The sequence below is a fragment of the Mycolicibacterium elephantis DSM 44368 genome (assembly GCF_004014805.1).
Classification (GTDB): domain Bacteria; phylum Actinomycetota; class Actinomycetes; order Mycobacteriales; family Mycobacteriaceae; genus Mycobacterium; species Mycobacterium elephantis.
In genome coordinates, this window is the sequence record NZ_ATDN01000016.1 from 47,962 (window position 1) to 72,125 (window position 24,164).

At 66.7% G+C, this 24,164-nt stretch carries 25 protein-coding genes; 7 read left to right on the forward strand and 18 right to left on the reverse strand.

Translation table 11 applies throughout. The features are described 5' to 3' along the window. Position 1 precedes the first annotated feature (1 nt). From MELE44368_RS12790 to MELE44368_RS12800, 3 genes are read right to left on the reverse strand one after another with little or no spacing between them, the layout of a single operon-like run. On the reverse strand, positions 2 to 1,102 hold the full coding sequence (locus tag MELE44368_RS12790; RefSeq protein ID WP_128108835.1) for an acyl-CoA dehydrogenase family protein: 1,101 nt from the start codon (positions 1,100 to 1,102) through the stop codon (positions 2 to 4). Further along, on the reverse strand, positions 1,089 to 1,904 hold the full coding sequence (locus tag MELE44368_RS12795) for an acyl-CoA dehydrogenase family protein (protein ID WP_128108836.1): 816 nt from the start codon (positions 1,902 to 1,904) through the stop codon (positions 1,089 to 1,091). The genes MELE44368_RS12790 and MELE44368_RS12795 overlap by 14 nt, the downstream gene beginning before the upstream one ends. After that, the gene (locus MELE44368_RS12800) at positions 1,882 to 3,285 is read right to left on the reverse strand and encodes a class I adenylate-forming enzyme family protein (RefSeq protein WP_128108837.1); all 1,404 of its coding nucleotides are present in this window, start codon (positions 3,283 to 3,285) and stop codon (positions 1,882 to 1,884) included. The genes MELE44368_RS12795 and MELE44368_RS12800 overlap by 23 nt, the downstream gene beginning before the upstream one ends. Positions 3,286 to 3,396: 111 nt before the next feature. Here MELE44368_RS12800 and MELE44368_RS12805 point away from each other — a divergent pair, with 111 nt between their 5' ends. Then, positions 3,397 to 3,714 carry a 2Fe-2S iron-sulfur cluster-binding protein gene (locus MELE44368_RS12805; protein WP_128108838.1) on the forward strand — a complete coding sequence of 106 codons (318 nt, stop codon included), beginning with the start codon at positions 3,397 to 3,399 and terminating at the stop codon, positions 3,712 to 3,714. Here MELE44368_RS12805 and MELE44368_RS12810 read toward each other — a convergent pair. The 4 genes from MELE44368_RS12810 to MELE44368_RS12825 form a co-directional block, all read right to left on the reverse strand. Next, positions 3,702 to 4,763: a CaiB/BaiF CoA transferase family protein gene (locus MELE44368_RS12810; RefSeq protein WP_128108839.1), complete on the reverse strand. Its 1,062-nt coding sequence runs from the start codon at positions 4,761 to 4,763 to the stop codon at positions 3,702 to 3,704. The genes MELE44368_RS12805 and MELE44368_RS12810 overlap by 13 nt on opposite strands. Further along, a complete protein-coding gene (locus MELE44368_RS12815) occupies positions 4,760 to 5,716 on the reverse strand; it encodes an LLM class F420-dependent oxidoreductase (RefSeq protein ID WP_128108840.1) in 957 nt (318 codons plus the stop codon). Before MELE44368_RS12815 ends, MELE44368_RS12810 begins: the two co-directional genes overlap by 4 nt. 85 nt (positions 5,717 to 5,801) lie before the next feature. Then, on the reverse strand, positions 5,802 to 6,224 hold the full coding sequence (locus MELE44368_RS12820; RefSeq protein WP_128108841.1) for a cobalamin B12-binding domain-containing protein: 423 nt from the start codon (positions 6,222 to 6,224) through the stop codon (positions 5,802 to 5,804). Further along, positions 6,224 to 7,801, reverse strand: coding sequence for a methylmalonyl-CoA mutase family protein (locus MELE44368_RS12825; RefSeq protein ID WP_046750204.1), 1,578 nt, complete (start codon positions 7,799 to 7,801; stop codon positions 6,224 to 6,226). Before MELE44368_RS12825 ends, MELE44368_RS12820 begins: the two co-directional genes overlap by 1 nt. Positions 7,802 to 8,002: 201 nt before the next feature. Here MELE44368_RS12825 and MELE44368_RS12830 point away from each other — a divergent pair, with 201 nt between their 5' ends. Genes MELE44368_RS12830 through MELE44368_RS12855 form a run of 6 tightly spaced genes read left to right on the forward strand, consistent with a single transcriptional unit; the run spans position 8,003 to position 14,356 of the window. Continuing rightward, on the forward strand, positions 8,003 to 8,842 hold the full coding sequence (locus MELE44368_RS12830) for an SDR family oxidoreductase (protein ID WP_128108842.1): 840 nt from the start codon (positions 8,003 to 8,005) through the stop codon (positions 8,840 to 8,842). Then, positions 8,839 to 10,353: a class I adenylate-forming enzyme family protein gene (locus MELE44368_RS12835; protein WP_128108843.1), complete on the forward strand. Its 1,515-nt coding sequence runs from the start codon at positions 8,839 to 8,841 to the stop codon at positions 10,351 to 10,353. The genes MELE44368_RS12830 and MELE44368_RS12835 overlap by 4 nt, the downstream gene beginning before the upstream one ends. A gap of 10 nt (positions 10,354 to 10,363) precedes the next feature. After that, entirely contained in the window at positions 10,364 to 10,666 is a 303-nt protein-coding gene (locus MELE44368_RS12840; RefSeq protein ID WP_046750207.1) for a hypothetical protein, read from the forward strand. A 13-nt stretch (positions 10,667 to 10,679) separates the two neighbouring features. After that, the gene (locus tag MELE44368_RS12845; protein WP_128108844.1) at positions 10,680 to 12,143 is read left to right on the forward strand and encodes an adenylate/guanylate cyclase domain-containing protein; all 1,464 of its coding nucleotides are present in this window, start codon (positions 10,680 to 10,682) and stop codon (positions 12,141 to 12,143) included. Positions 12,144 to 12,190: 47 nt separating this feature from the next. Continuing rightward, positions 12,191 to 13,009, forward strand: coding sequence for an LLM class flavin-dependent oxidoreductase (locus MELE44368_RS12850; protein ID WP_128108845.1), 819 nt, complete (start codon positions 12,191 to 12,193; stop codon positions 13,007 to 13,009). A 9-nt stretch (positions 13,010 to 13,018) separates the two neighbouring features. Further along, positions 13,019 to 14,356, forward strand: coding sequence for an MFS transporter (locus MELE44368_RS12855; RefSeq protein WP_128108846.1), 1,338 nt, complete (start codon positions 13,019 to 13,021; stop codon positions 14,354 to 14,356). On the opposite strand, the gene MELE44368_RS12860 is transcribed toward MELE44368_RS12855, so the two are convergent. The 11 genes from MELE44368_RS12860 to MELE44368_RS12905 are packed head-to-tail and all read right to left on the reverse strand — an operon-like array spanning position 14,300 to position 24,116. Then, positions 14,300 to 15,535, reverse strand: coding sequence for a cytochrome P450 (locus tag MELE44368_RS12860; RefSeq protein ID WP_046750211.1), 1,236 nt, complete (start codon positions 15,533 to 15,535; stop codon positions 14,300 to 14,302). The two genes, MELE44368_RS12855 and MELE44368_RS12860, sit on opposite strands and share 57 nt — an antisense overlap. A gap of 21 nt (positions 15,536 to 15,556) precedes the next feature. Continuing rightward, positions 15,557 to 16,732, reverse strand: a complete 1,176-nt coding sequence (locus MELE44368_RS12865) for a cytochrome P450 (protein WP_128108847.1) — start codon at positions 16,730 to 16,732, stop codon at positions 15,557 to 15,559. Next, complete coding sequence (locus MELE44368_RS12870) at positions 16,729 to 17,148, reverse strand: VOC family protein (RefSeq protein WP_046750213.1); 420 nt, start codon at positions 17,146 to 17,148, stop codon at positions 16,729 to 16,731. The genes MELE44368_RS12865 and MELE44368_RS12870 overlap by 4 nt, the downstream gene beginning before the upstream one ends. Beyond that, entirely contained in the window at positions 17,145 to 18,203 is a 1,059-nt protein-coding gene (locus MELE44368_RS12875; RefSeq protein WP_128108848.1) for an NAD(P)H-dependent amine dehydrogenase family protein, read from the reverse strand. Before MELE44368_RS12875 ends, MELE44368_RS12870 begins: the two co-directional genes overlap by 4 nt. Further along, on the reverse strand, positions 18,196 to 19,245 hold the full coding sequence (locus MELE44368_RS12880; protein WP_128108849.1) for an NAD(P)H-dependent amine dehydrogenase family protein: 1,050 nt from the start codon (positions 19,243 to 19,245) through the stop codon (positions 18,196 to 18,198). Before MELE44368_RS12880 ends, MELE44368_RS12875 begins: the two co-directional genes overlap by 8 nt. Then, positions 19,242 to 20,465 (reverse strand): cytochrome P450, encoded by a 1,224-nt coding sequence (locus tag MELE44368_RS12885; RefSeq protein WP_128108850.1) that lies wholly within the window; start codon positions 20,463 to 20,465, stop codon positions 19,242 to 19,244. Before MELE44368_RS12885 ends, MELE44368_RS12880 begins: the two co-directional genes overlap by 4 nt. Then, positions 20,462 to 20,902 (reverse strand): hypothetical protein, encoded by a 441-nt coding sequence (locus MELE44368_RS12890; RefSeq protein ID WP_046750217.1) that lies wholly within the window; start codon positions 20,900 to 20,902, stop codon positions 20,462 to 20,464. Before MELE44368_RS12890 ends, MELE44368_RS12885 begins: the two co-directional genes overlap by 4 nt. Before the next feature lie 19 nt (positions 20,903 to 20,921). After that, positions 20,922 to 21,608, reverse strand: coding sequence for a hypothetical protein (locus MELE44368_RS12895; protein WP_198529383.1), 687 nt, complete (start codon positions 21,606 to 21,608; stop codon positions 20,922 to 20,924). Then, the gene (locus MELE44368_RS27330; RefSeq protein ID WP_264032721.1) at positions 21,605 to 21,733 is read right to left on the reverse strand and encodes a hypothetical protein; all 129 of its coding nucleotides are present in this window, start codon (positions 21,731 to 21,733) and stop codon (positions 21,605 to 21,607) included. Before MELE44368_RS27330 ends, MELE44368_RS12895 begins: the two co-directional genes overlap by 4 nt. A 12-nt stretch (positions 21,734 to 21,745) precedes the next feature. Beyond that, positions 21,746 to 22,549 carry a CbbQ/NirQ/NorQ/GpvN family protein gene (locus tag MELE44368_RS12900; protein ID WP_128108851.1) on the reverse strand — a complete coding sequence of 268 codons (804 nt, stop codon included), beginning with the start codon at positions 22,547 to 22,549 and terminating at the stop codon, positions 21,746 to 21,748. Positions 22,550 to 22,580: 31 nt separating this feature from the next. Then, positions 22,581 to 24,116 (reverse strand): nitric oxide reductase activation protein NorD, encoded by a 1,536-nt coding sequence (locus tag MELE44368_RS12905; RefSeq protein WP_128108852.1) that lies wholly within the window; start codon positions 24,114 to 24,116, stop codon positions 22,581 to 22,583. Positions 24,117 to 24,164 lie beyond the last annotated feature (48 nt).

Sequence of the window (24,164 nt, forward strand, 5' to 3'; positions counted from 1 at the left end):
ATCAGGCTCCTAACCCGAGAATCCGTGAGGCGATGATGTTCTTCTGAATCTGTGACGTGCCGCCCATGACACTTTGTGCGCGACTGTACATGTAGGCGCCAAACAACTCCGGGTCGCTGGTCCCGACCGTCGCCAGCGCCGCGTGTCCGACGGACTGCTCGACCCACGTCATGAGCAGCTTGTCGAGCGAGCCCTGTGGGCCGTGGGTGATGCCGTCGAGCTGCTCCGACAACCGCCTGCGTACGTGCAACCGCAGCATCTCGGTCTGCACCCACGCCCACGACAGCTCCTGCGGTGTCACGCCTTCTACCTGAGAAGCCAGCTGCCGCACCAGCTTTCCGTACCGGGCCGAGAAGCCCAGCGTCGAGGGCTCCCGCTCGTGGCTGACGACGGTCATCGCCAACTTCCAGCCTTCGCCGGGTTGACCCACCATCTGATCGGCGGGCACCCGCGCTCCGTCGAACGTGACCTGGCCGAACTCCTTGGTGACGCCACTGATCATCTTCAACGGCCGCTGCTCGATGCCCGGCTGATGCATCGAGACGATGAACGCCGAAATGCTTTTGTGTTTCGGTAAGTGCTTCGGGACGTCCTTGTCCGTGCGGGCCAACAGCAGACACCAGTCGGCCACATCGGAATAGCTGGTCCAGATCTTGTGGCCGGAGATGACGTACTCGTCGCCCTCACGGGTCGCCGTCGTGGTCAGCGACGCCAGATCGGACCCCGCGCCGGGTTCGGAGAAGCCCTGACACCAGCGCTCGGTGCCGTTGATCATTCCGGGCAGGAAGCGTTGCCGCAGCTCCTCGCTGCCGTGGTGCGACAGCCCGACGACCAGGTAGCCCAGGCTCGGCCGCGCCGGCGCCCCGGCCTTGGCGATCTCCTCGTCGACGATCACGTCGTACACCGGCGGAAGATCCTGTCCGCCGTACTTTTTCGGCCATGACGTGCCGAAGAAGCCGGCCTCATACAGCGCCTGGTGCCAGGCGCCCTGGGCGGCCCAGTACTCGTCCCCCGATGTCGGGAACTTCCCCTTCTGCTCGGTGAGCCAGGCGCGCAACCGTTCGCGGAACGCGGCTTCCTCCGGCGAATCACGAAAGTCCAATGGACAGCTCCTCCAGCTTGACAGGCCATGTCTCGGTGGCGGCCAGCACCCGCCGCAGATACACGTGCGCAAGGCATTCCCAGGTGTTGCCGATCCCGCCGTGCACTTGGATCGACGTCTCGCAGACCGTCAACGCCGCACGCGCACAGTAGATCTTGGCGACCCGTGCGGCCTCGACCGCTTCGGCGGCGGGCAACTCGTCGACCGCCCACGCGGCATGGCGCAGCACGCTGATCGAGCCCTCGATGAGCGCCAGCCCCTCGGCCAGCATGTGACCCACCGCCTGATACGACCCGATCGTCGCGCCGTACTGTTCGCGGACCTTGGCGTACTCCACCGCCAGGTTCTGCGTTCCCCGCGCCGCGCCGACCAGGTCCGCGCAGGTGACGGTGAGCGCCAAGGCGAGCCAACGGGTCGCGTCGTCGTCGCTCAGGTCACGAAGCTCCGCGGGTGACTCCACCACCCCCGCAAGCGCTTTCGTCAGATCGACGTCACCTCGCGTCACTACCGCCGCGGAGTACTGCCGACCCAGTCGACGGCCGAGGTCGTCGGCCAGCACCGGCCCGACGAACGGCACGTCGACCAGTCCGCGAGCGAACTCCTCGGCGACGATCGCCACCTCGACACCGGAGCCCCCATCGGAGCGCAGCGTGCGAAAGCCGGTGGCGTCGACGGCCTTCTCCAGCCGGGCAAGGCGCTCGGCGTCGTCGAGTTCGGCGACGGAGCCCGGACCGAGGTCGTCGGCGAGTTTCGCCGCGGCATCTCTCAGCTGCTGCTGTTCAGCCGTCAGTCGAACATCCATGCTGCTCCTTCAGCACTCGGCGCAATACCTTCCCGGAAGGTAAGCGAGGTATCTCGGGAACGATCACCACCCGGCTCAGCCGCTTGTAGGACGCCAATCGCTCGGCGACAAGCTCGCACAACTCTCGTGGCTCGAGTTCAGCGCGGGTCGCGACGGCGGCGACCACCGCCTCACCGTCGACGGGATCAGGCACGCCGAACACCGCGCAGTCCTTGACGGCCGGGTGCCCGTGCAAGACCGCCTCGATCTCGGCAGGGGCGATCTGAAAGCCTCGGACCTTGATCATCTCCTTGGCCCGATCCGTGATGCGCAGCCACCCTTCGTCGTCGAGACAGCCGACGTCGCCGGTGCGGTACCACCCGTCCGAGAACGCCTGAACCGTCGCAGAATCCGGCAGGTACCCGGCCATCACGGAGTCGGCTCGCACCTGGATCTCCCCCACCTCATGGTCAGGCAGCACGGCGCCGTCTTTCAGCGAGACGATGCGTACGCTCACACCGGGCACGGGACGGCCCACGGTGTCCAGCCTCGCCCCGTGCAGCGAGTTGCATGAGATCACCGGTAATTCGCTTGTGCCGTAGGCGGTTACCCAGTTAACTCCGACCTTGTCGGCGACGGCCTTGGCCACGCTCTCGGTGACCGGTGTCGCGCACCACATGATGTAGCGCAGGGACGATAGGTCGTAGGACTCGAGCTTCGGATGGCCGGCCAGCGCCAGCGCGATCGGCGCGACAGCCATCTCGATGGTGATTCGGTCGGCTTCGATGTGCTCCAACATCGAATCGATGTCGAACCTGCGGTGCAGCCGGATCCACGCGCCGGTGTCGAGCGCCATCACGATGTTCAGCAAGCCCAGGATGTGCGACGGCGGCGTCATGATCTGCATCCGGTCGGCCGGCGAGAGCCCCAGGGCCTCCCGCCAGTGCCGGACCGCTTCGGCGAAGCCGCGGTGAGTGTGGCGCACCGCCTTGGGCATCCCGGTGGTGCCCGAACTGAAGACGAACAGCGCGTCGGATTCCGGGTCGGGTGCTCCGAGTGCACGCCGCTGCGGGGGCGCCGGTTCGTCCAGGTGCAGCATCGGCATGAACTCGGCGAGCACCGGGTGGTCACCGACGGCGTGCGCCGGCTTCGTCAGCGCCAGCGCATGCTCGACCTCTGTGCGCCGCCATGCCGGGCTGAGCAGAACCACCGCGGCGCCGAGCCCCCAGATGGCGCGCAGCGCGACGACGAACTCGGGGCGATTGGACGACATCAGCGCGACGCGCTGGCCCGCCGTCACCCCGCGTCGCTCGAGCAACCCGGCCATCGCGGCGGCCAGGTCGTCGAGTTCCGCCAGGGTGTACTCGCGCTCCTCGAAAACGAGCGCGGTCGCCTCACTCACACCCTGTCCTCACTGGCCGCTGCCGAGTTTCTACGATGTATGGAGAATAGCGTATCATTTAACGAGAATGATATTCTCATTCAAATAGAATCCATATGCCAGGAGAGGTTGATGACGGCAGATCCGATGCCTGCCCCACCCGCCGACCGCGGCGACGGACAGGTGACGATCGTCCTCGACCACAAGAAGGTCTCGGTGCCGCGGATGGCGAACGAAACTCTCTTGGAGAGCGCCCGGCGCGCCGGCCTGTCCCCGCCGTTCTCGTGCGAAGCCGGCAACTGCGGCACCTGCATGGCCAAGCTGCTCGACGGCCACGCCACCATGCGGGTGAACGACGCCCTCGAACCCGATGAGGTCGAAGAGGGATACATCCTGACCTGCCAAGCTGTTCCGGAAACGCCGTCGGTCAGCGTCAGCTACGACGAGTGAGCCGCCAGCGGCCCCGTGCTGCCATGCTCGTCGACCCGTGGCGGTGGCCGGTACTCCGGTTCGTAACCGTCGATTCGGATGGGGCTGCCCACCAACCGGAACTTCCCGGCCGTGACCACCACCTCCGGTGTCGCCTCCAGCGCTTCGGGCAGTGTCCGCACCGCCGCCACCGGAATGCCGAGCGGACGCAGTCGCGCCTCCCATCCGGCTGCGGTGTCGGTGGCCAGCGCGGCCGACACGACCGCTAGCACCTCGTCGCGCCTGGCCGCGCGCTCGGCCATGGTCGGAAAGCCCTCGATGCCGGCCTCGGCGCAGAAGGAGCGCCAGAACGCGTCGTGGGTGATGAACAGCGCCAGATAGCCGTCGGCGGTCAAAAAGAGCTGCGCCGGAACGTAATACGAATGCGCACCCATCGGATAGCGCAGGGGCGGCGCGCCGTCGTTGAGATAGGCCGATGCGCGGTAGTTCAGCTGTGACAGCATCACATCGCGCAACGAGACGTCCACCTGGCCGCCGCGGCCCGACACGATCTGCGCCAGCAGCCCCAACGCCGCCGCCAGCCCGGTGGAGTTGTCCGCCGACGAATAGCCGGGCAGCGTCGGCGGGCCGTCCGGGTCGCCCGTCATCATCGCGACCCCGGTCGCCGCCTGGATGACGTAGTCGAACGCCGGGTCGTCGCCGCCGTCCAGACCGAAGCCCGTCATCGCCACACAGACGATCCGCTCGTTGAACTGCCGCAACGACTCGTAGGTCAGGCCCAGCCGCTTGATCGCCGACGGCTTCATATTCACCAGCAGCGCATGCGAACTCGCGACCAGCTCACCCAGCCTTTCGCGACCGGCGTCCGAGCGCAGATCCAGTACGACACTTTGCTTGTTGCGGTTGAGACTGGCGAAGTAGCTGTCGGACACCTGGCGCGAAATCTCGCCTCCGGGCGGCTCGACCTTGATCACTTCCGCGCCGAGGTCGGCCAGCAGCATCGTCGCGTACGGACCGGCCAGCATGACGCCGACCTCCAGGATGCGGATGCCGGCCAACGGAGGGGTCACCGGACCGCCTTGGCGAGCTCGGCGATGACTTCGCGCGTCCGGTATTTCGAGGCGACCAGTTCGTCGCGGTTGTCCCCGATGGGTAACAGCCGCACCGACAGGTCGGTGACGCCCGCGTCGGCGAACCTCTTGAACCGCGCGAGGATCGCGTCTTCGTCGCCCGCCGCGCAGAGATCGCCGACGCTGCGCGCGTCGCCGCGGTCCAGCAGCCGCTGATAGTTCGGTGACGTTTCCGCTTCGGCGAGGATCCGGTCGGCGCGGTCTTTGGCCGCGTCGATCTCCGAGTTCGCGCATAGGCACACCGGGATGCCGGCGACGATGCGCGGCGCGGGCCGGCCGGCCTCTGCCGCGGCCTTGTTGATCTTCGGCGCGATGTGCTCGCCGATGGCCTTCTCGTCGGCCATCCACAGCACGGTCCCGTCGGCGTGCTCACCGGCGATCCGCAGCATCACCGGTCCGAGCGCGGCCACCAGTACCGGCAGCGGGGATTCGGCGCCGAGCACCGTCGGGTTGTGCACGGTGAACGTGTCGTTCTCGACGTCGACGTCACCGGGCCCGGCCAGCGCGGCGTTGAGCACCTCGAGGTAGTCGCGGGTATAGGCAGCAGGCCGCTCGTACGGGATGCCCAGCATGTCGCGCACGATCCAGTGGTGCGACGGCCCGACACCCAGCGCCAGCCGGCCGCCGGTGCCGGCGTGCACGGACAGCGCCTGGCGGGCCAGCGCGATGGGATGCTGCGCCTGCAGCGGAACGACGGCTGTGCCCAGTTCGATGCGCGACGTGCGGGTGCCCATCAGGGTGACCATGGTCAGGCAGTCGAAATCGTTGGGCACCTGCGGCATCCACGCGGTGTCCATCCCGGCGGCCTCGGCCCACTCGATGTCGTCGAGCAACTTCTTGACCTTGCGGGCCATGTCGCCGCGTTCGGCCCCGATCATCACGCCCAGCCGCATGTGGCCCTCTCCCGATCGCGTTGTGGTGGAACACTCCCGGCGAGCAGACGTGAAAACCCCCGAAAACGCCGACTTCGGGGGGTTTTCACGTCTGCTCGCGCACGGGGGACGTCAGTTTGCGTACCTCCTCGACGAGCGTGTCCAGCGGTGTCCCGGTGGGAAAGACCGCGGCCGCACCGGCGTCGAGCAACTTGGGCACATCACCCTGCGGGATGGTGCCGCCGACCACGACCGCGATGTCGCCGGCGTCCGCTGCACGCAGCGCGTCAACGGTTCTGGTGGTCAGCGCCACATGCGCGCCCGAGAGAATCGAGAGTCCAACCAGCGCAACGTCTTCCTGCAGCGCGATCGAGACGATGTCCTCGATGCGCTGCCGGATCCCGGTGTAGATCACCTCGAAGCCGGCGTCGCGGAGTGTGCGCGCGACGATCTTGGCGCCGCGGTCGTGGCCGTCCAGGCCGGGTTTGGCGACCAGGACGCGGACCGGGTTTCCGGATGCGGAAGTCATCAGAACACCACCGGCTGCTGGAACTCGCCCCACACCGACTTGAGCGTGGACACCATCTCACCGACGGTGCAATACGCGTTGGCGCAGTCGATCAGCTTGTGCATCAGGTTGTCGTCACCTTCCGCCGATTTGGCAAGCGCGGCAAGGGCTTCCTTCACCGCCACCTCACTGCGCTCTGCCTTAACCCGGCTCAGCCGCTTGAGTTGGAGATCGCGGCCCTCCGCGTCGAGTTCGTAGGTGGAGATCTCCGGGGGCGGTTCGTCGGTGACGAACCTGTTGACGCCGACAACGGGGCGCGAGCCGGACTCGATCTCCTGGTGCAGCTTGAACGCCTCGTCGGCGATCAGACCCTGCAGATAGCCGTCCTCGATGCAGCGCACCATGCCGCCGTGCTGTTCGAGATCGTGCATGATCTCGATGATCTTCTCCTCCGTGGCGTCGGTGAGCGCCTCGACGAAATAGGAGCCGCCGAGCGGGTCGGCCACCTTGGTCACGCCCGTCTCGTAGGCGAGGATCTGCTGGGTGCGCAGCGCGAGCGTCGCCGACTCCTCGCTGGGCAGCGCGAACGGCTCATCCCAGGCCGCGGTGAACATCGACTGCACTCCGCCCAGTACCGACGCCATCGCCTCATAGGCGACCCGGACCAGGTTGTTCTGTGCCTGCGGCGCGTACAGCGACGCTCCGCCCGACACACAGCCGAAGCGGAACATCGACGCCTTGTCGGTGGTGGCGCCGTACCGCTCGCGCACGATGGTGGCCCAACGCCGCCGTCCCGCACGGTATTTGGCGATCTCCTCGAAGAAGTCGCCGTGTGTGTAGAAGAAGAAGGAGATCTGGGGGGCGAACTTGTCGATCGTCATCCGACCGCGCTCGATCACCGTGTCGCAGTACGTCACCCCGTCGGCCAGCGTGAACGCCATCTCCTGCACGGCGTTGGCGCCCGCGTCGCGGAAGTGCGCCCCGGCCACCGAGATGGCGTTGAAGCGCGGCACTTCGGCCGCGCAGAACTCGATCGTGTCGGCGATCAGACGCAACGACGGCTCCGGCGGCCAGATCCACGTGCCGCGCGAGGCGTACTCCTTGAGGATGTCGTTCTGGATGGTGCCGGTGAGCTTCTCGCGCGGCACGCCGTTCTTCTCGGCGGCCGCGACGTAGAACGCCAACAGGATCGCGGCCGTGCCGTTGATGGTGAAGCTCGTGCTGATCTGGTCCAGCGGTATGCCGTCGAACAGGATCTCGGCGTCGGCCAGCGTGTCGACGGCGACCCCGACGCGACCGACCTCCTCGCCGTACTCCGGGTCATCGGAGTCGTAGCCGCACTGGGTCGGCAGGTCCAACGCCACCGAGAGGCCCGTGCCGCCCTGGTCGAGCAGGTAGCGGTAACGACGGTTGGACTCCTCGGCCGTGCCGAATCCCGAGTACTGCCGGAACGTCCATGTCTTGCCGCGGTAGCCGCTCGCGAAGTTGCCGCGGGTGAACGGGTACGTACCCGGCGCAGGCGGGTCGGCCGCCCGGTCGTCGGGTCCGTAGACGGGTTGGAGCGGGATCCCCGACGGGGTCTGTACTGGCTCGCTCATCACTGGATAACGTACTTGCAAAAAATGAGAATGCCAATACCGAACACTGCAAACACGCACGGAGTGGGGCCGACGGTCCGCGGTTCGGCAGGCAGCGCCGACCCCGTACACAGCGGTTATGGGACTTGCGTAAAATGAGAACGCCACTGCCGTCGGGCGTGCCCGTCGCGTAGCATCGAGGCGGCCATCCCGAGGAGGTCCATGTCCACCCTCACTGACCGCACGCTCGTCGTGTCCGGCGGCAGTCGCGGCATCGGCTTGGCGATCGCGACCGCGGCGGCCAAACGCGGCGCCAACGTGGTGTTGCTGGCCAAGACGGCCGAACCCCATCCCAAACTGCCCGGCACCGTGCACACCGCTGTCGCCGAGGTGGAGGCGGCGGGCGGGAAGGGTGCCGGCCGGGGCGGCGGGAAGGCTGTCGCCGTGGTGGGCGACGTGCGCAAGGAAGAAGACGTGCAGCGCGCGGTGGACACCGCCGTCGAACGCTTCGGCGGCATCGACGTCGTCGTCAACAACGCCAGCGCCATCGCCACCGAACCGACCGAGCAGCTGAGCGCCAAGAAGTTCGACCTGATGATGGACATCAACGTGCGGGGCACGTTTCTGCTCACCAAGGCGGCGCTGCCGCATCTGCGCAAGTCAGCCAACGCCCACGTGGTGACCCTGGCGCCGCCGCTGAACATGAACCCGCACTGGCTGGGTGCGCACCCGTCCTACACGCTGTCGAAGTACGGGATGACACTGTTGTCTCTCGGGTGGGCCGCAGAGTACGACTCCATCGGTTTCGCCTGCCTGTGGCCCGAGACCTATATCGCGACAGCGGCGGTGACGAACCTGGCCGACGGCGCGAACCTGGCGGCGCGATCGCGCGATCCGCAGATCATGGGCGATGCGGCCGTCGAGATCCTGTCGCGGCCGCCGGCCGACGTCAACGGTCAGTGCTACATCGACTCCGCTCTACTCGCCGAGGCAGGCGTCACCGATCTGTCGCGCTACGGCGGCGGGAACGATCCCATCCTTGATATCTTCGTCGACAAATGAGCATCTCATTGCTGCTCGAGATGGCATCCTCGAGCGATCCCGATCGGACCGCGGTGGTCTCCGATGAAGTGCGCCTGACCACAACCGAACTGAGCGAGCTCGCCGACGGTGGCGCGGGCGCGATCGCGGCGTCGGGCGCTTCCCACGTGGCCTACGTCGGCACCGGCGGGTTCATGTTGCCGCTGCTGCTTTTCGCCTCGGCACGCGCAGGTGTGGCGTTCACACCGCTGAACTACCGTCTCAGCGGCGACGGGCTGCGCGAGCTGATCGACCGGTTGCCCGCACCGCTGGTGATCGCCGACGGTCAGTACCTCGACGTCATCGCCGGCGCCGGCAAGCAGGTGATCGGCGCCGACGAGTTCGTCGCCGCCACCCGCACCATAGAACCTGCCCCCGATATCCCTGAGTTTCCGGATCCCGACGATGTCGGCATCGTGCTGTTCACTTCTGGGACGACGTCACGTCCCAAAGCCGTTGAGCTCACACACAACAACCTGACGAGCTATGTCACCGGCACCGTCGAGTTCGCGTCGGCCGAACCCGGGGACGCCGCGCTGATCTGCGTGCCGCCCTACCACATCGCCGGTGTGGGCGCTGCGCTGTCGAACCTGTACGCGGGCCGAAAGATGGTCTACCTGCGCCAGTTCGACCCGAACCAATGGGTGCGCCTGGTGCGCGAAGAGGGCGTGACGACGGCGACGGTGGTGCCGACCATGCTGGACCGCATCGTGTCGACGCTCGAAGCCGGCCCCGTCGAACTACCCACCCTCCGCAATCTGGCGTACGGCGGCTCCAAGGTTGCGCTTCCGTTGGTGCGCAAAGCACTCGGGTTGCTTCCCGACGTCGGGTTCGTCAACGCATACGGGCTCACCGAGACCAGCTCGACGATTGCCGTGCTCACTCCTGACGATCACCGCGCCGCGATGAACGCGAATGACGCCGCCGTCGCGCGCAGGCTCGGCTCGGTCGGCCAACCCGTGCCGGGGATCGAGGTGCAGATCCGCAGCGAGAGCGGCGATGTGCTCGGACCCGGCGAGACGGGTGAGTTGTTCGTTCGCGGCGATCAGGTATCGGGCCGCTATGCCGAGATCGGGTCGGTGCTCGACGCGGATGGCTGGTTCCCCACCAAGGACGTCGCCATGCTCGACGAGGACGGCTACCTGTTCATCGGCGGCCGATCCGACGACACCATCATTCGCGGCGGGGAGAACATCGCCCCGGCGGAGATCGAAGACGTCCTCGTCGAGCATCCGATGGTGCGCGACTGCGTCGTGGTGGGGCCGGAGGATCCCGAGTGGGGTCAGATCATCGTTGCGGTGGTGGTGCCCGCGGATACTTCAGGCGCCAACCCGGATCCCGAGGAGCTGCGTGAGTTCGTCCGACGGCAACTGCGCGGATCGCGCACACCGGACCGGGTGGTCTTCCGGAACGAACTGCCCACCAACGCGACCGGCAAGGTGCTGCGCCGCGAGCTGATCGACGAACTCTCGCGAACAAGCGCGAAAAACTAAGGAGCCGAACATGATCAAGAACGGCACACGGCTGCAGAGCCAGGTCTGCGACACCCAGGTGATCGTGGTGCGCAGTGCCGACAGCCTCGACGACCTCCGTGCGGGCGGAGTTCCGATGGTGCCGCTGGATGGCGAAAAGGATCCGAACGCGACCCTCGACCCCGCGTTCGCGGACGGCAACGCGATGGGCAAGCGATACGTCGACGACAACGGCGCCGAGGTGCTGGTGACCAAGGCCGGTGCGGGCACGCTGAGCGTCGGAACCACCCCGCTGTCTCTCAAGGAAGCCAAGCCGCTCCCCGCAAGCGACTGATACCTTCCACTTTGTGAGGCCCCGCCGCCTGCTCGCCCGCTATGCGGCAGGCCTTGCGTCGGCCTATCTGCTGACGGTCGCCGAGGTCATCGCGATCGTCTTGTCCCTCAGCGGGGGAAGCGCCGCCACCGCCGAGAACATCGTCACCGCGGCGGTGCTCATCTGCATCGGAACGGCCACCACCGCCGTGGGCGCCGTGCTCATCGTCGCACCCACCCTGCGCCGGCTCGGTTCCGGCCGGGCACCGACCGAAGCCGAACGGCAAACGGCCCTCAAGACGCTGCAACGCCAGTCCATGATCACCGTTGCGCCGTGGGTGCTCACCGCCGCGGTGCTGGTCCCGCTCAACCTCGACGCGGGAACCGAGGTGCAGGTGGTCATCGCATCGGCCATCGGGTTCGGCGCTGTCGCCACCGTGGCCACCGGTTTCCTCTTCACGCTGCGGACTCTGCGTCCGGTACTGGCCAGCGTGTCACCCGATCCCGCGCTACGGGGACTGAAAGCCCCCGGCGTGCGGGCCCGGCTGGTGCTCATGTGGACGGTCTGTACGGCGTTGCCGGGCTTGGCGATCGCGTTGCTGCTGATCATGCGGTCTCGCGGCTGGCTCATCACGCATAGCACCTCGATCGACCTGGCGCTGTTGGTGCTGGCGCTCGTCGCCGTCGTGCTCGGGCTGCGCGCGATGATCCTGGTGTCGATGTCGATCTCGGACCCGGTGGGCGAGGTCGTCGACGCGATGGCCGAAGTCGAGCGGGGCCGCATCGACCACACGGTCGACGTCTATGAGTGGTCGGAGATCGGCAGGCTGCAGCGAGGTTTCAACAGCATGGTCGCCGGGCTTCGAGAACGTGACCGGCTGCGAGATCTGTTCGGCCGTCACGTCGGCGAGGAAGTGGCGCGCCGGGCGCTCGACGAGACCGACTCCCATTCTGGCGACGAACGCGACGTCACTGTGCTGTTCGTCGACCTGGTGGAGTCGACGCGGTTGGCGGCGTCGCGCGAACCGCACGAAATCGCCGAGGTGCTCAACGACTTCTTCCGGATCGTCGTCGCCGAGGTCGACGCGCAGCACGGGTTGATCAACAAGTTTCAAGGCGATGCCGCCCTCGCTGTGTTCGGCGCGCCGCTGCGGATCGACGATCCGGCAACGGCCGGGCTGGCCACCGCGCGCGCCTTGCGGCACCAACTCCGCAGGCTGCCTGTCGACTTCGGCATCGGGGTGTCTTCAGGGCCGGTGTTCGCGGGCAATATCGGCGCGGAGAACCGCTACGAGTACACCGTCGTCGGCGATGCGGTCAACGAGGCGGCTCGGCTGGCCGATCTCGCCAAGGAGTATGAGAGCCGGGTGTTGTGTTCGGGCGCGGCGTTCGAGCGCGCAAGCCCGGCCGAGCAACGTCATTGGACGACGCAGGGTTCCGAAGTGCTGTTGCGCGGCCGTGCGTCACCGACACAGCTATGGTCGCCGGCCCGCAGTTAGCCCATATGGCCCGCACGGGAATCGCGTTCTCATTAAGCTGCCCCACGATGAAGTTCGGCTTCTACACCCCCAACTTCGGCTTCTGCGGAGACGCTCGAGTCCTGTCGGAGCTTGCCTTCGATGCCGAGCAGGCCGGCTGGGACGGCTTCTTCATCTGGGACCACCTTCAGTTCGAGGAGCCGACCGCCGACCCGTGGATCGCGTTGACCGCGATGGCGATGCGGACCGAACGCATCGTGCTCGGGCCGCTGGTCACGCCGGTACCGCGACGGCACATCACCAAACTGGCCCGCGAGGTGATCACCCTCGACCACCTCTCGGGCGGCCGCGTCGTGCTGGGGGTGGGTGCGGGGTATCCACACCTACCGGATTACACCGCGTTCGGCGACGACGGCGACGCGAGCCTGCGGGCGGCCAAACTCGACGAGGCGCTCGATGTGCTTGCGGCACTGTGGGCGGGCGCCCCCGTGAACCACCATGGCACCCACTACCGCGTCGAATGTGACGCATTTGAGCCACCGCTGCAGAGGCCCCGGGTTCCGGTGTGGGTGGCGGCCACGTGGCCGTCGAAAAAGCCCCTGCGTCGTGCGGCACGTTGGGATGGCGTGGTTACGACCGGACCCTACGGCCTCGAGGTCGAACCCGACGACCTGTCCAGCATGAGGTCCTATATTTCTCAACAACGCAGCACCGCAACGGATTTCGATATCATCGCGTTCGGCCGGACCGCCGGACCGTCCGATACCGCCACGGTCCAGCGGTGCGCCGAGGCGGGTGCCACGTGGTGGATCGACTACATCTACACCGCAGACAACACCCTGGACGCGACGCGAGCGCGGATCAGGCAGGGACCACCGCGGCGGTAGCGACAGACCATGTCGGTGACGAATTCGATGCGGCAGACCTCGCCGGTGCGGGTCGCCACCGCCAGCTTCATCGGAACGACGGTGGAGTTCTACGACTTCCTCATCTACGGCACGGCCGCCGCGCTCGTGTTTCCGAAACTGTTCTTCCCCGAAGCGTCTCCGGCGATGGGACTGTTGTTGTCCTTCGCGACGTTCGGTGTGGGCTTCGTCGCCCGCCCACTCGGCGGCATCGTGTTCGGCCACTTCGGTGACCGGATCGGCCGCAAGAAGATGCTCGTGTACTCGCTGTTGCTGATGGGCACCGCGACGGTGTTGATGGGCCTGCTGCCGACCTATGGACACATCGGTGTGGCCGCCCCGATTCTCTTGACGCTGTTGCGTTTGGTGCAGGGCTTCGCTGTCGGTGGAGAGTGGGGTGGCGCCACCCTGATGGCCGTCGAGCACGCGAGCGCCGAACGCAAGGGCCTCTACGGCGGCTTCCCCCAGATGGGCGCGCCCGCGGGCACCGCGACCGCCACCCTCGCGTTCTTCGCGGTCTCCGGCCTGCCCGACGCCCAGTTTCTCGCATGGGGTTGGCGCCTTCCGTTTCTGGCCAGCGCCGTGCTGATCGTCATCGGCCTGGTGATCCGGCTGTCGGTCACGGAGAGCCCAGACTTCGATGCGCTTCGGCAGCGAGCCCAAGTGGCTCGGATGCCGATCGCGCAGGCGGTGCGCAAGCACTGGAAGCAGATTCTGCTGGTCGCGGGCGCCTACCTGTCCCAAGGGGTGTTCGCCTACATCTGCGTCGCCTACCTGGTGTCCTACGCCACGACCGTGGCCGGGATCGATCGCACCGCAGCGCTTTTCGGGGTTGCAGTCGCCGCGGTCGTGGCTGTCGCGACCTATCCGATGTTCGGCGCGCTGTCCGACCGGCTCGGACGCAAACCGGTCTTCGTCACCGGGGTCGTCATGATGGGACTGTCCATCTGGCCGGCCTTCGCGTTGATCAACACCGGAAGGCCCGCGCTGTTTCTGGCCGCGCTGTTGCTGGTGTTCGGTTTCGCGATGGCCCCGGCCGCCGGTGTCACCGGGTCGTTGTTCAGCCTGTCGTTCGACGCCGACGTGCGCTACAGCGGGGTTTCGATCGGGTACACGCTGTCGCAAGTGGTCGGCTCGGCGTTCGCCCCCACGATCGCCACCGCGCTGTACGCGGCGACGCACACCAGCAACTCGATCGTCGCCTACCTCGTCGTGGTGTCGGTGATCTCCGCCGTGTCGGCGTGCTTTCTGCCCGGCGGCTGGTCGCGCGCCTCACGCGACGACGTCGAACTCGACATGCAGCGCGGTCGGCCCGCTCATGCCGAGTAGCGGCTTCCACGGCGCCTGCCCGACGCGCCGGACGCCCGGTATCCGGCGCGCGAGGATCCTGAGCGCTTCGGCGAGTTCGCGGCGCGCGAGGTTGGCGCCGAGGCAATAGTGCGCCCCGCCACCGAACGTCAGAATCGGAGGGGGATCGTCGCGAGTGATGTCGAAGCGGGTCGGGTCGTCGTAGATCGCCGGATCACGGTTAGCGGCATAGGTGTTGACGATGATGAACGTGTTCGCGGGGAAGGTGTACTCGCCGATCGTGACGTCATCGACGGCGCTGCGCACGGTGCTGCACATCGACGGGGAATGCCGCATCGTCTCCTCGACGGCGGGCATGGCCAGGTCCGGCCGCTCCTGCAGCAGCGCCCACTGATCGGGATGATCGCAGAGCACCTGCATCGACGCGGCCAGCTGACTGCGGGTGGTGTCGGTTCCCGCGACCAGGATGCTGAACGCCAGCATGCGCAGCTCGCCCGCATCGAGGCGGTCCCCGTCGACCTCGGCGCGAATGAGCTCAGAAAGCAGGTCGTCGGTGAGGCCGTGTCGTCGGTGCGCGATCATGTCGTCGATGTAGTCGTCGAACTCATTCCACGCCTTGAGAATTGCAGGCTCTTCTTCGGCGATGTCGCAGTCGAAGCTGACGATTTTGAAGATGTCCTCTGCCCATCGCGAGAACTGCTGCCAATCCTCGCGCGGCGCACCGAGCAACGCGCAGATCACCGGGATCGGGTACGGCCTTGCGACATCGGCCACGAACTCGCACCCGCCGTCGTTGGCGACACGGTCGATGAGCTCGTTGACGACGGTGTGGATGGTGGGCTCCATCCGCGCGGTGCCCCGCGGCGTGAACGCCCTTGCGACCAGCCCGCGCAGCCGACGGTGCTCTTCGCCGTCCATGTTCAAGATGCTGCGCGTCACCCTGTCCCACAGCGGACCCGACGTGATGCCGTGTGCCGACAGATGGATTCCCTTGGGGATCCCGAACCGTGGGTCGCGCAGGACCGACCTGGCCAGCTCGTACGAAATCACCTCCGGTCCAATCGGTCCCAAGGCAATCGGAGCGACCCGCTGAGCGGCCTGAAACTGCGGATAGATCTCCTGGGGTGTGGCGGTGACGTCGTAGTCCAGCGTAGGGAGTCCGGCGTCGAAGACGCTGGGCTTGGCGGCACCGACGGTCATGGTCTCTCCTCTGGGCCGCCGTTATGTGGCTGCTCCGAGCCGCAACGGTAGTTCCGGCAAGGTGCAGGTGGCCGACGGCCATGTGATCTCGGGGACATAGCCGGGCGCCAGTTCGAAATCCGGTACCCGGTTGAGCCATTCGGTGACGACGATCTTCAGCTCCATACGTGCCAAGTGCGAACCGAGGCAGCGGTGCGGGCCACCGCCGAACCCCCAGTGCTTGTGCACCTTGCCGTCCATGAGCAGGTCGTCACCAGAGGCGGCGTCGCTGCCGTCGCGGTTGATCGCCCCCAGACACAGCCGGACCTCGGCTCCGGCGGGCAGCGTGACGCCGGCGAGGGTCACCGGTCGGGTCACGCGCCGGCCGACTGTCGGCGCAGGCGGCTCCAACCGGATCATCTCCTCGACGAAAACGTCGACATCGCGTGGCTTCTCGCGTAGTTGCATACGTAGTTCGGGCCGACGGGCCAGTTCGAGGATGGTGAAACCGATGGCGGAGGTGACGGTGTCGAGCCCGGCGAGCACGAAGACCAGCGACAGCCCCGTCGCCTCTTCATCGGTCAACGGGTCATCGCCGTGCAGCAGCTGCGACAGGATGCCCGCCTGCGGTTCGCGCCGTTGCCGGTGCACCGCCTCGGTGAGATAGGCGAACAGCTCCGCCGCCGGGGTGAGGTCGACGCTGGCCGGATCCTTGGCCAGGCTGACCGCGATGATCGCGTCCTTCCACCTGATCAGCCGCTCCCGGTCCGCGAGCGGCAACCCGAACAGGGTGAGGAACACCTGCGAAGGGTAGGGCGTGGCGAGATCGGCCATCACCTCACACTCGGATCGGCGTGCGACGTCGTCGATGATGTCGATGGCCTGCGCCTGCAGCGTCGGCAAGACGGCGGCCAGTGCCTGCGGGCTGAAGAACGGGTGCAGGATGCGGCGGTAGCGCGTGTGTTCGGGTGGGTCGAATGCCAGCGGCACCATCGGTACCGGGCTGATCAGGTCGTCGTAGCTTGTCTGGGACGAGAACGTCTCGTGATCACGCAGCGCGGCAAGAACATCCTCGCGGCGGGTGAAGTAGTACGAGTCGTCGCCGTACAGCACCGGCCCGAGGTCGCGGAGTTTCGCCCACCCCGCGCCGCGGTCGTGGGCCATCGGCAGGTCTTCGTAGCGGACGGGCGGGGGCAGGTTGGCAGAGATATCAGTCATGTCACATTCGTTGCTAGAAGGGTGATGGGAAGGTTGAACACAGAGAGATCGATCTCGTCGAGATAGGAGCCGTCACCGGAGAAGCCTTGCCGGAATCGCGTGACCGCACCGTAGCGGTCCGTCACCGCCTCGGCTGCTGCGGCATCGGGCACCTGCAGCACCACCGTATACACACCGTCGCCGTGACTGGCCAGAAAGTCGTTGACCGACAACGCCACCGACGCCGTCGAGCCGGGAATCGGGCTGATCAGCTCGAGCCCACCTTCCCAGTCCAATTGGACCGTCACGCCCAGCTCGGTCAGCTCGGCGGAATTGAAGGTGAAGCCGAGCTCGGTGAACATCCGGGCAACATCGGCTTGCCGTTCCGCGGCGACGGCGAAGACCACGTGGTGCAGCCGCGAACCGTCGGTTCTCATTTGCGCACCAGCCCGCGCGGTTGCACCAAACCGAGATCCAAATGGGTGAGCCAGCCGGGCGGGGCGTCACAGACGTCGGGAATCGCGTTGATGGCGCCCATCGCCGTCCAGTCGTAGCCCGGGTGGGTCATCGTCCCGTCGGCCGTCACGAGGCCGTGCATTGTCAGCTCTGTCGACGGGTCGCCCTCGATCACGATGCGGTACCGCGTCCTTCCCCAGTCCCAGGCCGGATCGAGCTGATCGGGCCCACCGGTCAGGTAGATCGCGTGGTAGACGATCAGCGGGTCGCCGTCGACCCAGGCTGTCCACTCGTGATGTTGTGCGGCAACGGTTCCGCGTGGGATCGCACCCTCGGCGTGCGGAATGTCCTCGGTGGCGACGGCGGCCTTCACGTCGGCGGCGGTCACGTCGTCAATCCTCACACCGAGACCGTCGGCGACCATCTGCATCGACTGCGCGAAGAACGGGACCCCGAGCCCGAGAATGGTGGGCTCCGAGAGAAACTTGTCCTTGTCCTTCCCGAACCCCATCCAGTCGATGTGGTCCATCGGGGCGTCGGTCAGCACGTTGACGACTTCCCACAGCTGGATCTTGTCGATCCGGCTGGTCACGCGCGCGAGCGTGAGCGGAAGGATGTCGCCCGCGTAGCCGGGGTGAATGCCGCCCGCGTGAAACGACGCGCCGCCCTCTTCGCATGCGGCGCGGATCTTGTCCCCGCCGTCGCGGAATCTCTCGGTCGGGTGGAAGAAGCCGCTCGTGGTGACGACGTTCTTGCCCGAGCGCAGCAGCCGGCAGACGGTGTCGACGTCCATGATCACCGGTGTGTAGAACACGCAGTCGGCATCTAGGGCGATGATCGATTCGACGTCGTCGGTCGCGGTCACCCCCACCGGGGGGATGCCGGCTATTTCACCGGCGTCCTTGCCGACTTTGTCCTTGTTGTGCACCAGCACCCCGACGAGATCGAACACCGGGCACTGGGCGAAATGGCGAACACCGACCTGCCCGACGTCTCCCGTCATCCACTGGATGACCCGATATGTTCTCTCAGGCATTGAGGACCCCCCGCGGAAGTAGAAGTGGCAGATCGTTATAGGTGGCGATACCGGCAGGGGCCGCCACCACGGCGGGAATGGCCGTGATCGCCGGCATCGCGACGATTGACAGGCCCAGCATGATGTAGTCATCCAACGTCTCGCCGACGAAGTCGGCAGGCGGCAGGAAGCTCAGCGTGGTCTTGATCGTCGGTGTGCCACGTACCTCGACGGTATAGCCCATGTCGAGGTCCCAGTCCGGGTCCAGTGTCTGGCCCTTACGCCATCGCCCCCGAATCTCGATGACCTCGTTGCCCGCGGCGATTCCCTTCCAGCCGACGTCGACGCCGGCCACGCAGCCCTTCGGGATCGTCCAGTCACCGGGCAGGTGGAGGTCCTCGGTGGTCTGGGCATACGCGACGTCGCAACGCACCTCGTCGAGTTCGGCTCCGAGCGCGTCGGCGACGAGCAGAACACCGTCGCGAAAGATGGCCGAGCCCTTCGCGGTGATCGCCGGTAGGTCCGGTGTGTCGATGGGATACCCGAAACCCATCGGCTTCTCGGTGGCCGGTGAGTTGTAGATGGTGGTGTCGATGGCCTCGGTGACGCTCACCTTTTCCACGCGCTCCGACAATCCGGCCGACACGATGGCGAACAGCTGGATGAAACCGGGGTTGATGCCGCTGCCGAAGATCGTCGACCCGCCCTCACGGCACGCCTCGACGACCCGGTCCCGGCCGGCGCCGAGGAAGTGGCCGGTGATGAACTCCGACGTCGACACGATGTTGATGCCCGCCCGCAGGATCCGCACCATCTCATCGACGTCGGCGAACATCGGGTTGTAGACCACACAGTCGGGCCGCAGCGCCAGCAGCGCGTCGACGTCGTCGGTCGCGGTCACCCCCAGCCGCTCGATGCCGCACAGCTCGCCCACGTCGCGGCCGACCTTGTCCTTGGACCAGGCGTAGCAACCGACCAGTTCGAGCTTCGGGTTGAGCCCGATCGCCCGCACCGAGCGCTTGCCCACATTGCCGGTGGTCCACTGGACGATGCGGTAGGTCATGCCGCTGACGTCTCGGCGGGGTCGAACACCACGGGCAGGCAGCGGAAGCCGCGGGTGATGGAGTTGCCCACGAACACGGTCGGTTTCGACGCGTCCAGGGTGAGCGTCGGCATCCGGGTCAGCACCTGTTCCAGACCCACCTGCAATTCGAGCCGGGCGAGGTTGGAACCCAGGCACCTGTGCACGCCGGCACCGAAGCCCAGGTGGCGGTTGTCGCGCCGGTCCAGGACGCACTTGTGGGCGTCGACGAACATCTCCTCGTCGCGGTTGGCCGAGGCGTAGTTCACGATGACCGAGTCGCCGGGACGGAACGTATGGCCAGCCAGCTCAACCTCTTTGGTGACGGTGCGTGGTATCCCGTGGATCGATCCGCCGAACCGGAGGAACTCCTCGACCGCGCGCGGCAGCACTTCCGGCTCGCCGATCAACCGGTCACGTTCCTCGGGGTGCGTAGCGAGGTAGTGGAAGGCCCACGACATCGCGCTTGCAGTGGTCTCGAGACCGGCCTGCACCAGGAGCATCCCGTTGGCCACCACGTCGTTGAACGGGAGCTTCTCCCCGTCGATCTCAGCGGCCAGCAGCACGTCGATCATGTCGTCGCGGGGCGGTCCCGTCATGCGTGCCGTCACGGTGTCGTGGATGTGCTGGTACAGCCCACCCCAGGCGGGCCCCCGCTCCTCCTCGGTGGCGCCGTTGAGGGCGGTGTCGGTGAGTTCGATGCACAGCGGCACATCCTCGACCGGCATCCCGAGCACGTACTTGAAGAACACGATTCCCGGTTGCCGCCATGCGACCTGGGCGAGGTCACCGCGCCCGGTGGTGATGAAATCGTCGATCAGCCGGTCGGTCTCGTCGCGGATCTGGGGTCGTAGCGCCTTCATCCGCGCCGGAGAGAAGTACGGGTTGAGCACCTTGCGGAACTTCTGCTGCCGGGGCGGGTCCAGCGTGATCACCAGATCACCGCCGAACGCCTCGGTCGCGTCCGGCGTCGGATTGCTGGAGAAGTGCTCCCAGTCCTGCAGGATCCGGGTGCACTCCGAGTAGCGCACCGCCACCCAGGCGCTGTCCGGCATGGTGGTGAGAAACGGGGTGTCGGTGTGGACGAACGGCGCTCGGCGTCGCATCACGTCGTAGACGTCGTAGAGGAAGTCGACGTCGTTGAAGTCCTCGTGCCGCAGATCCCAGTTCTGCGCGTGTTCCTCAGCGGGTCTTTGACTCATGGCGCCGAATCCTGCTGTTGCTGCGCGGCTTTGCGAGCTTCGCTTTCCTCGTGGATGCGCACCAACTCGCGGAACCCGATCCGGTCGTACTTCGGCACGGGCTGGATCCCCCACTCGTCGCGCGCGGTGTCCTTGCCCTCGGCGCCTTCCGGTGGGCCAAGAACCGGATAGGGAACCTTGCACTCGAGGGTGTCGTCGGAGTAGCGGACCTTCAGCAGGCCGCTGCAGATCTCGGTCAGGCTCAGCGTCGGATAGCCGTACCACACCGCCATGAACGGCAAGGTGAACGCGCCCTCGATCACCAGGGCGATCAGGCAGACGAGCACCGCCCGCTTGATGTACTTGTGCATGCGCGCGTAATAGGGCGTGGTACCCGGAGGCAGATCCTCGGCGGGGTCTTTGTCGTCGGTGGTCGACGCGTCCGATGGTGACGTCATGCTGTGCTCCTTAACCTGTTCAGTCGGAGAAGATTTCGCGGTTGACCGTGTGCAGATACGGGATCGCCAAGAACGGTGTGATGTAGAAGATGTCGTAGATCCACCAGCCGATGACCGGGAACAGCACACCGGCGTAGCGCACGTCGGCGTACATCGTCATGTTGAACACGTAGGCGCACCAGATCACCACGCCCATCCAGCAGGTGATGATCATCCACTGGTGGCCCCACCGCTTCATCTGCAGGAACCCGATCGCCGCGGCGCACCGCATGGCGAACACGGTCAGGATCAACCCTGCGACATAAGCCTTTTCGCCGGGCACCGCCGAACCGCCGACCCAGGGCTCGTTGTAGTGCCAGAAGTAGGCGGCGTCGAACATGTGGCCCCACCCGATCATCAGCACCCGATTGATCAGCGTGTGGTTGCCGATCAGGTCGAGCGCCCAACCCAGGCTGTTGAGGAAGCCGTCGATGAGCACCAGGTAGCCGATCAGCGTGACGATCATCGGCCGCACCGACAGGCCGGCGCGCGCGGCCTGGCGCTGTAACCACACCCCGCGCATAAAGATCGGGAATCCGATGATGCCAGGGGCCCACATGCCCATCAGCGCGGCGCCGACGATCATCCACTTGTCGGCGCGGCGTTGGGCAAGTCGCGATTCTTCGTGGTGGTCTTCGAGGCTGACCGTCGTCGCCGTCGCGCTCACAGCGTCCACCAGCCCCGCTCGAACGACATGTACAGCTGGATGAGGAACATCGCCAGCAGATAGCCGTAGATGACGATCTGCAGAATGATCAGCGCTCGTTTGCGCTGTCTCTCCTTGGGGTCCATAAGGATTCCTTCCTAGTGCGGGGTGCTCGGGCTGTCGGCGCCGGCCAGGGTGGCCACGGCGACTTCACGCAGACCGTCGGTGACGGCGCCGTCACTGGACAACGGCGCCAGCACGCAGGCCTCGGCCGCATCCAGTTCGGTTGCGCCCGCGGCGATCAGGTGTGCCGCGGTGACCAGGACACGGGTCGACGGGGGTTCGAAGTGGAACGCATCATCGGCGGTGCGGATGGCGGTGGCGCATCGGACCAGTCGCGTGGCGGTCGGCAGCGGGACACCCGTTTCGGCCACGATGACCTCGGCCTCCCGCTCGGGCGGAAGGTAGTTCATCGGCAGCGTGACGAAGCGTTGCCGAAACGACGGTTTGAGTTCCTTCAGTGAGCTTCGGTAGGCCGGGTTGTAGGAGCACACCAGCATGAAGGTGTCGGGCGCGTGGACCACTTCGTCGGCGCGGTCGAGATAGAGCGTGCGTCGGTGGTCGGTCAGCGAATGCAGTACCGCGAGCGAGTCGTGGCGGGCCTCCACCACCTCGTCGAGATAGCAGATCGCCCCGGCTTTCACCGCCCGGGTCAGCGGCCCGTCCGTCCAGACCACGTCGCCGCCGGTGACCATGAACCGGCCGACGAGGTCCGAACTGGTCAGGTCGTCGTGGCAGCTGATCGTGACGACTGGCCGGCGCAGCAGCACGCCCATGTGTTCGACCAGTCGCGTCTTTCCGCACCCGGTCGGCCCGGTGAGCATGACGGGTAGCCGCTGGTGATACGCCTGCTCGAACAGCTGGACTTCGTTGCCGTTGGCGTAGTAGGTGTCGGTGGTCATCGGTGGCTGGGGCTCCTCGGTTGGTTGTCGATCAGGCGGCGACCAGTTCGCGGTGGACGTGGGCCAGCACCCTAGGCAGGTCCTCGACGCGCCGGATGCGTTGGGACCGGCGAGGTCCGAAGACCTCGGGCAGCGGGTCGACCCGGGTCGGTCCGACGCCGACGTAGTACATCGAGACGCCTGCGTCGTTGGCCTCCTCGACCGCGTGCGCGGCGTCGGCCCAGGCGTAGCGGCCCTCATATCCCTCGTCGGATATCAGCCCGTCACCGATCACGATCAGCAGGCGGCGTTCGGAGGGCTGCGCCAACAGGCGGCTTGTCAAGTGCCGCAACGGCGCACCCAGCCGGGTGTAGCCACCGGCCGACAGGCCCAGGCGGCTCGGTGGCACGAAGCGTCGCTCGTCGAAGTCCTTCAGGCAGTTGACCTCGACCCGGTGGCGGGTGTTGCCGGTGAACACGAATATCCCGTGCCGTTCCCGGGCCAGCGTCATCGCCCGCGACAACGCGTCAGCGCATGCCAATTCGAGCTTGAAGACCCGTCCGCCGTGCACACCCAGAGACGAGCTGCCGTCCAACAGCAGGGCGGTGGTGACGTCGCGGTTGCTGGGCAGCAGCTCGCGGAAGATGCGCGGCTCGATCGCCTCGCCGGTGGTGAGGTCGACGTAATGGTTCACGTACTGGTCGACGTCGAGGTCGCTGCCGTCCTCGAGCCGGCTCTTCATCGCCCGATGGGTGTGCTCCTCGAACCACTTGCGTAAGTCGGCCGAGACCGCTCCGGGCTTCCGGTCCCGGCTGGGATGAGCGCGTTCGAGCACCGCGACGTGATCCGGCATGAAGCTCTTCGTCCAGGCGTTCCACTCCGGGTACGGGATCCCCGGCCGGTGTTCGGGCGTGACGTCGAGGTCGTTGTCCTGCGGCCGGCTCGGCGGCGGCAGGTTCGGGTTGCGCACGCCGCCGTCGCCGCCGACGGGAACCGAGTACGGACGCGGCAGCCGCTTCTGGGTGGTGGTCCACGGCATCCGGCCGAAGCTGCGCCGCAGCTTGTCGGTCAACCCCTGGGGGGCCGTGTAGGCGAGCGGCAGCCTGCCCACCACTTTGGGAACATCGGTGATGGGCTGTCCGCTGCGCGCCCACGTGATCGCTCGGTCAAGCATCGCTTCGGCGGTCATGTCCTCGGGCAGGATTTCGAGGCCGGGTAGCAACCGCTGCGCCTCGCCCAGCAGGCCCGGCCAGTTGGTGGCGACCCAGCCCAGTGCGACGCCCGCCTCGACCAGGGTGAGCGCCCTAAGCTCCCGCGCGGCGAGCTCATTGAGCCGATAGTCGGCGAGCCGCTCCTTGGACGGTGAACATTGGAGTGCGACACCACAAGTCAGGGTTCGACGGGTCCAGTCGCGCGCCAGCGAGGGATACGGCACCTGCACGTAGTCGAGGCCCGCGCTCAGGCTGAACTGGCGGTGCTCGCCGGTGACGAGGCGCACCCCTTCACGGCGCTCGCCGCTCAACGCGACAGCCGTGACGGCGCAACTTCGTTCGATCGCGAGCGCGTGCGCGTCGGACAGGTCGGTCATCGTGGCCCTAGAACGTGCCGAGACTGGAGAACATCCAGTACCAGAACC